Genomic DNA, 6790 nt, shown 5'->3' with positions numbered 1-6790 from the left:
CATGGATGCCGGGTTAGCCGCCCCCGGCCATGGATGGCCGATGGCGGCGGGCCCACGGAGCAGGACCGGAGCGAGGGTATGGCGAGCCTAGGCGAGCCACCGTACGAAAGGGGCAAAAGCCCTTGGTTACTTGGGGCTTTTCCAAGTGACCCGCCGTAAGGGCGGAACCCTAAGCCGCCGTGACTGCGGAAACGGATATGTACCCCGACCTCGGTGAACACCCATGCAGCCAGCCTACCCGGCAGGCGGCACCAGCCACTGCAATCAATCATCCTCATGCAACTTGATACCGCGAGCATGCAGCACATACGGAACCAACAGCACCAACAGCGTCAGCGCAAGGAACGCCGCCGATATCGGTTGCGTCACAAACACCAGCCAGTCTCCTTCGCTGATCGATAACGCATTGCGCAGCTGCTTTTCAGCCATCGGCCCCAGCAGCATGCCGACGATCACCGGCGCGACGGGAAAGTCGAAACGACGCATCAAGACCCCGCCCCACCCAATCGCCAACATCAGCAAAAGATCGAAGGAAGAGTGACGCATGCCGTACACCCCGATGGTGGCAAACACCAGAATGCCCGCGTTCAGGTACGGCCGGGGAATCTGCAGAAGCTTGACCCACAGCCCCACCAACGGAAGATTCAACACCAACAAAATCACGTTGCCGACATACAGCGAAGCCACCAGCGTCCAGACCAATTCTCCCGACGTCTGGAAGAGCATCGGCCCCGGTTGCAGGTTGTAGTTCTGGAACGCGGCCAACAGAATCGCCGCGGTGGCGGACGTCGGAATGCCGAGCGTCAGCAGTGGTACCAAAGAACCCGTCGCGCTCGCGTTGTTGGCCGCCTCGGGTCCGGCAACCCCCTCGATCGCCCCCTTGCCCTTGTTGCCCGCAAACTCTTTCGGGTATTTGCTCAGTTTGCGTTCTGCCGAATAGGACAGGAACGTCGGAATCTCAGCGCCCCCCGCAGGAATCGACCCGAATGGAAAGCCGATCAACGTGCCGCGCAACCAGGCAGGAACCGAGCGTTTCCAGTCAGCGCGCGTCATCCACAACGAGGTTAAACGGTGCCGGCCAGACGCTTCTTCTTTCTGATAAAGCAGGCTGTACAACGCCTCACCTACTGCAAACAAACCGACCGCCACGAGCACGACTTCGATGCCATCCACCAACTCCGGCACCGCCAGGGTGTAACGGGCAATGCCCGAGGTCGAGTCCAGGCCGATCAAGCCGATGGTCAGCCCAATCCCGAGCGAAACAAAACCGCGCAGCATCGAAGCGCCGAGTACCGCAGACACCGTGGTGAAGGACAGCACCAGAATCGCGAAATACTCGGCAGGACCAAACCTGAGCGCCAGCGTGGCAACAATCGGGGCAAACAACGTCAGGAACACCGTCGCGATGGTGCCGGCCACAAATGAGCCTATCGCAGCCGTCGCCAGGGCCGGTCCTGCCCGGCCGTTGCGCGCCATGAGATTGCCTTCCAGGGCCGTGACCATGGAGGACGATTCACCGGGCGTATTGAGCAGGATGGAAGTGGTCGAGCCACCAAACTGCGCGCCGTAATAAATCCCGGCGAACATGATCAAGGCCCCCGTAGGATCGACCTTGGCGGTGATCGGCAGCAGCAGCGCAACGGTCAGCGCCGGCCCGATACCCGGCAAGACACCGATGGCGGTGCCGAGCAAACAGCCGATAAAGCCCCACATCAAATTGATCGGGGTCAGCGCAGCGGAAAAACCAATGGCCAGGTTCGCGAGAGTATCCACCTTGTTTACCTCCTTCGGCCCGGATCAGATCCAGGCGTTGACAAGGGGCGGCAGGGAAACCCCTAGCCCGGCGTTGAACAGCCAGTAAATCGGCAGGGTCAAGGCAATGCCGATGGCGAGGTCCTTCACCGGGCGACGACTGCCAAACCCCCGCGCCGAACAGGCAAACAGCAGCCCGGCGGCCAAGACGAAGCCGATGAGGTTAATCAGCACGGCCACCCCCACCAGCCCCGCGGTCACCCAGGCTGCGCCGGCTTTGCCGCCGGGCAGCGCTTGGGCAGCTTCGGCGCTGTGGTCTGCCAGCTCGCGAAAACCACCGGTGACGGCCTGATAACACAGCAACAGCCCGACCACGCCCAGGAACACCGCGACACCGTACGGATAGACGTGGGCTCCCAGGATGACGAACCCCATCTCGGGCGGAAACCGGAATGCGCCCACCGCCAACACGGCGCTGATGGCAATCACGCCCACGCCGATCGCCAGTTGTACCGGCACGATTGCGCGAGGCTGGGTCATTTCGAAACCAGCCCGACCTCGACCAGCATCGCACGCAGCCGCACATGCTCTTCGTCGACGAATTTGCCGAACTCATCGCCGGTCAGGACGTTGGGTGACCATTTGTTGGTGTCGATATTGTCTTTCCAGACTTTGCTGTTGCTGGCGGCCACGACAGCGTCGATCACTTCCTTGCGCTGCTCGGGCGTAAGGCCAGCGGCACCGTAAACACCTCGCCAGTTGCCGATGGTCACGTCGTAGCCTTTCTCTTTGAGGGTCGGCGCATCGATGCCTTCAACGCGTTCTGGCGCGCCGATGGCGAGTACTCGGAACTGGCCGTTCCTGATGTATTGGCCAAGCTCGGCATAACCACCGGTGATCACCTTGATCTGACCGCCCAATGCCTGAGCAACGACTTCACCCCCACCCGCGAAGGCGACGTAATTCACCTTGTTGACCGGGACACCCATTTTCGCGGCCAACTCGGCAATGCCGATGTGATCGATCGACCCCTTGGAGCCACCGCCCCAGGAAATACTGGTCGGCTTTTCCTTGAAGACTTTCAACAAGTCCTCCAGGGTTTTGAATTCAGATTCCTTGCGCACGGCAATCACGTTGTATTCGGTGAACAGACGGGCAATCGGCGTCACGTCCTTCAAGGTGATTTGCGGCTTGTTCTGTTCAATGGCAGTGACCATGATCGCGCCGACAACCAGCAGCGCATTCGGATCGCCCTTGGTGCTGTTGGCGAACTGCGCCAGCCCCAACGTCCCCCCTGCTCCGCCCTTGTTCTCGAACGTGGTGGATTTGGCCGTGTTGGCCTCGACCATGGCTTTGCCCAAGACCCTGGCGGTCTGGTCATAGCCACCCCCCACGGAACCCGGGGCCATGAACTTGACGGTGTCCAGCGCAAAGGCCGGTGTCGCGAGCGCAGCTGCGGTAACGGCCGTTGCGATGCAGCGGCTGAATCGACGGAACAAAGCGGACATAAGTTGTCTCCCGATTGCATTGTTTTTATAGGTGCCGGGGCAATCGACCAGGGCGAAAAGCCTGCTCGATGCACATTGGCCTGCCAATAAGCGTAGGCCATGGTTAGGGAGACAGCATTTAACGAATTCGCTATCGTCACTCGCCTATGAAACGGACTCGCTCGAACCAGGAAGATGAACACATGACCAACCCTCATACCGATGACCGCAGCAGCGCGTGGTCGGTGTTTTTGATCTTCCTGCGCCTCGGGCTGACTTCTTTCGGCGGGCCCATTGCACACCTGGGTTACTTCCGTGAGGAGTTCGTCACACGACGACGCTGGCTGACCGAGCGCAGCTATGCGGATCTGGTTGCGCTCTGCCAATTCCTGCCGGGTCCGGCCAGCAGTCAGGTCGGCATGGCGCTGGGTCTGTCTCGGGCGGGATATCGTGGGGCGCTGGCCGCCTGGACGGGTTTCACGCTGCCTTCGGCCATTGCACTGATCCTGTTTGCCCTGGGCATTTCCCATTACGGCACGGCCCTCGCGCCCGGCGCGTTGCACGGCCTCAAAGTGGTGGCTGTCGCGGTGGTTGCGCAAGCGGTCTGGGGCATGGCACGCAACCTGTGCACGGACGTGCTGCGAGTCACCCTCATGGTGATTGCAGCCTGCGTCGCCCTGCTTGAACCGTCCGCCTGGGGACAGGTCAGCGTGATTGCCGCTGCGGGCCTGGCCGGCCTACTGTTGTTCAAACCCGATCAGAGTGCCAGGCACGAGCCACTGCCAATCACGATCAGCCCCCGGGCCGGGGCGCTCTGGCTGTCGCTGTTCCTGGCATTGCTGGTTGGCTTGCCGCTCATGACCCAGTTGCTGCCCAGTCAAACCGTGGCGATGGTGGATGCTTTCTACCGGTCCGGCTCACTGGTATTCGGCGGGGGGCACGTTGTTTTGCCACTGCTGCAAGCCGAGGTGGTGCCTTCTGGCTGGGTCGACAACGAAACCTTTCTTGCCGGATATGGTGCCGCGCAGGCCGTTCCCGGCCCCTTGTTCACCTTCGCCGCGTTCCTCGGCGCCTCGATGAACCTCGCCCCGTCGGGCTGGATCGGCGGCATGATCTGCTTGTTGGCGATCTTTGTGCCGTCCTTTCTGTTGATCGTGGGGGTCTTGCCTTTTTGGGAGCGCTTGCGCCGCAGTTTGCGCACACAGGCCGCGCTGGCCGGCGTCAATGCAGCGGTGGTCGGCTTGTTGTTGGCGGCGCTGTACCAGCCTGTCTGGACCAGTGCCATTTTCAAGCCGCAGGACTTCGGTTTGGCACTGATCGCTTTGGTTGCATTGATGTTCTGGAAACTCCCGCCGTGGCTGGTAGTGGTCGGCTGCGGGGTCGCGGGGTGGCTGTCGAGTGTCCTGTTGTGAAGAACAAGCCGAAGCAAGTTATTGATATTCAATCATCTACTTCTTCAGAAACATTTGCTCGGCGCAATGCTGAAAAATGTCGGGCTATTCTAAAAACCTCTGTGGCGAAAACACGTCAGGACTCACGTTGATCAATGATCTGCAACAGGAGACTTGTCATGAAAGGCATGCTCGGCAGCATTGGATTGTCACTGTTACTGGCTGCGACGGCGGCGTTCGCGCATCACGGCTGGAGTGAATACGACTCCAGCAATCCCCTGCAGCTGAACGGCACGATAGAAGAATCCGGTTACTCCCATCCGCACGGCTTCGTGCGTCTCAAAACACCAGACAAAACCTGGAACGTCGTCCTGGCACCGCCCTCGCGCATGGAGAACCGCGGCCTTTCCCGGGAGATGCTGAGTGTGGGTAACACCGCCAGTGTGGTCGGCTATCAGAATCGCAACAAACCCGATGAGATGCGCGCCGAACGCATCACGGTCGGCGACAAGACCACCGAGTTGCGGTGATGCAGGCCAGTGATACCAGCGCCGGATCGAGTCCGGGCAGCTGGCTGGACTGGGTCGGCGACTCGCAGCTTGGCGCGGCCATGCGCGGTGACCTGTGGCTGTATCCGATGGTCGAGGTGGTTCACATCATCGGATTTTCAGTGCTGGTCGGCTCTGTCGTGATGTTCGATCTGCGGGTCCTGGGGCTGTCGAAAGAGATTGCAGTAACGGCCCTGGCTCGCCACCTGCTGACCTGGTCCGTCCTCGCCCTGCTGTTGATCGTGCCCGCCGGGCTGATGATGTTTTCCGCCCATCCCCACGACTTCGCATCGAATGACATCTTCATCCTGAAGCTATGCCTGATCGCTACTGCCGGGCTCAACGCTGCGCTTTTCCACGTCGGGATTTTCCGCTCGGTCACCCAGTGGAACACGGGTGCTGCAGCGCCTGGAATCGCAAAAATCCAGGCGCTGTTTTCGATTGGGTTATGGGTCAGCGTGGTGTTGTGCGGTCGGTTATTGGCCTACACCTGATCATCAGGTATTGGTTTTCAACTTGGTCCACAGGCGGGTCGTCAGCCGTGCGATGGCCGCGGGGAGTTCCTCTACGGTAAACAACTTTTCCAGCACACCTGTCGGCGGATAAATCGCCAGGTCCTGCTTCACCGCAGGAACAACATACTGGTCCGCCGCCAGGTTGGGGTTGGCGTAATGGATGCTGTTGCTGATGTTGGCAATGACTTGCGGCGTCAGCAGGTAGTTCATGTAGGCGTAGCCATTCTTTTCGTGCGGCGCGCTCTTGGGCATGACCACCATGTCGAACCACAGTGTCGAGCCTTCGTCAGGGATCGAATAAGCGATTTCGATGCCGTTGTTGGCTTCCTTGGCGCTGGCGGCCGCCTGCACGATGTCGCCGTTGAAACCGATCACCGCGCAGACATTGCCGTTCGCCAGGTCGCTGATGTACTTGGAGGCGTGGAAATACTGGACATAAGGTCTGATCTTGAGCAGCGCCTGCTCGGCTTTCTTGTAATCCGCCGGCTCGTGACTATGGGACGGCAGCCCCAGGTAATTCAGGGTGATCGGCAGGATCTGCGTAGGGTTATCGATAATCGCCACGCCGCACTGGCTCAGTTTCTTGATGTTGTTTTCATCAAAAAACAGATTCCACGAATGGGTGACATCGGTGTTGCCGAAGATCGCCTTGATCTTCTCGACGTTGTAGCCGATACCCGCCGTGCCCCACATATACGGATAACCGTACTGGTTGCCCGGATCATTGACCTCGAGTTTTTTCATCAGCGCCGGATCGAGGTTTTTCCAGTTCGGCAGCTGGCTTTTATCGAGTTTCTGCACCGCCCCGGCTTTGATCAACCGGGACAGAAAATGGTTTGAAGGGCTCACCACGTCATAGCCGGTGTTGCCAGTCATCAACTTGGATTCCAGCACTTCGTTGCTGTCGTGAATGTCGTACGTTGCCTTGATCCCCGATTCCCTGGTGAACGTGGTCAAGGTGTCGTCGGCAATGTAGCCGTTCCAGTTTGAAATATTGACGACTTCGTCAGCGTAGGTGGCTGCCGACAACGTCGTGAGCACGACCATCAGGGAAATGTTATTGACGCGCATGTTCAATCACCGTGTGTTGGATGAGT

The 6790-nt window shown here is 59.6% G+C and carries 7 protein-coding genes; 3 read left to right on the top strand and 4 right to left on the bottom strand.

The genetic code is table 11. From position 1 onward, the window contains the following. Positions 1 to 264 precede the first annotated feature (264 nt). The 3 genes from AC3WP4_RS21360 to AC3WP4_RS21350 are packed head-to-tail and all read right to left on the bottom strand — an operon-like array spanning position 265 to position 3260. The gene (locus AC3WP4_RS21360) at positions 265 to 1773 is read right to left on the bottom strand and encodes a tripartite tricarboxylate transporter permease (RefSeq protein ID WP_074875763.1); all 1509 of its coding nucleotides are present in this window, start codon (positions 1771 to 1773) and stop codon (positions 265 to 267) included. A 24-nt stretch (positions 1774 to 1797) separates the two neighbouring features. Beyond that, entirely contained in the window at positions 1798 to 2292 is a 495-nt protein-coding gene (locus AC3WP4_RS21355; protein WP_076027735.1) for a tripartite tricarboxylate transporter TctB family protein, read from the bottom strand. After that, positions 2289 to 3260, bottom strand: coding sequence for a tripartite tricarboxylate transporter substrate binding protein (locus AC3WP4_RS21350; RefSeq protein WP_102615926.1), 972 nt, complete (start codon positions 3258 to 3260; stop codon positions 2289 to 2291). Before AC3WP4_RS21350 ends, AC3WP4_RS21355 begins: the two co-directional genes overlap by 4 nt. Before the next feature lie 182 nt (positions 3261 to 3442). Between AC3WP4_RS21350 and chrA the strand changes: the two genes are divergently transcribed. The 3 genes from chrA (at position 3443) to AC3WP4_RS21335 (ending at position 5672) form a co-directional block, all read left to right on the top strand. Next, positions 3443 to 4651, top strand: a complete 1209-nt coding sequence (gene chrA / locus AC3WP4_RS21345) for a chromate efflux transporter (RefSeq protein WP_102615927.1) — start codon at positions 3443 to 3445, stop codon at positions 4649 to 4651. Positions 4652 to 4809: 158 nt separating this feature from the next. Continuing rightward, entirely contained in the window at positions 4810 to 5160 is a 351-nt protein-coding gene (locus AC3WP4_RS21340; RefSeq protein ID WP_074875754.1) for a DUF6152 family protein, read from the top strand. Then, on the top strand, positions 5160 to 5672 hold the full coding sequence (locus AC3WP4_RS21335; RefSeq protein ID WP_102615928.1) for a DUF6644 family protein: 513 nt from the start codon (positions 5160 to 5162) through the stop codon (positions 5670 to 5672). Before AC3WP4_RS21340 ends, AC3WP4_RS21335 begins: the two co-directional genes overlap by 1 nt. Before the next feature lie 3 nt (positions 5673 to 5675). Here the strand turns inward: AC3WP4_RS21335 and AC3WP4_RS21330 are convergent, their stop codons facing one another. Next, on the bottom strand, positions 5676 to 6764 hold the full coding sequence (locus AC3WP4_RS21330) for a polyamine ABC transporter substrate-binding protein (RefSeq protein ID WP_102615929.1): 1089 nt from the start codon (positions 6762 to 6764) through the stop codon (positions 5676 to 5678). Positions 6765 to 6790 lie beyond the last annotated feature (26 nt).

It is taken from the genome of Pseudomonas sp. FW305-20, assembly GCF_058788075.1.
Note: the sequence above shows the minus strand (reverse complement) of the source record. Positions and strands in the feature narration are given on the sequence as shown.

Excerpts from the sequence above, each read along its gene's own strand:
- AC3WP4_RS21355 (WP_076027735.1), bottom strand. The coding sequence starts at position 2,292 with ATGACCCAGCCTCGCGCAATCGTGCCGGTACAACTGGCGATCGGCGTG.
- AC3WP4_RS21350 (WP_102615926.1), bottom strand. The coding sequence starts at position 3,260 with ATGTCCGCTTTGTTCCGTCGATTCAGCCGCTGCATCGCAACGGCCGTT.
- chrA (WP_102615927.1), top strand. The coding sequence starts at position 3,443 with ATGACCAACCCTCATACCGATGACCGCAGCAGCGCGTGGTCGGTGTTT.
- AC3WP4_RS21340 (WP_074875754.1), top strand. The coding sequence starts at position 4,810 with ATGAAAGGCATGCTCGGCAGCATTGGATTGTCACTGTTACTGGCTGCG.
- AC3WP4_RS21335 (WP_102615928.1), top strand. The coding sequence starts at position 5,160 with ATGCAGGCCAGTGATACCAGCGCCGGATCGAGTCCGGGCAGCTGGCTG.
- AC3WP4_RS21330 (WP_102615929.1), bottom strand. The coding sequence starts at position 6,764 with ATGCGCGTCAATAACATTTCCCTGATGGTCGTGCTCACGACGTTGTCG.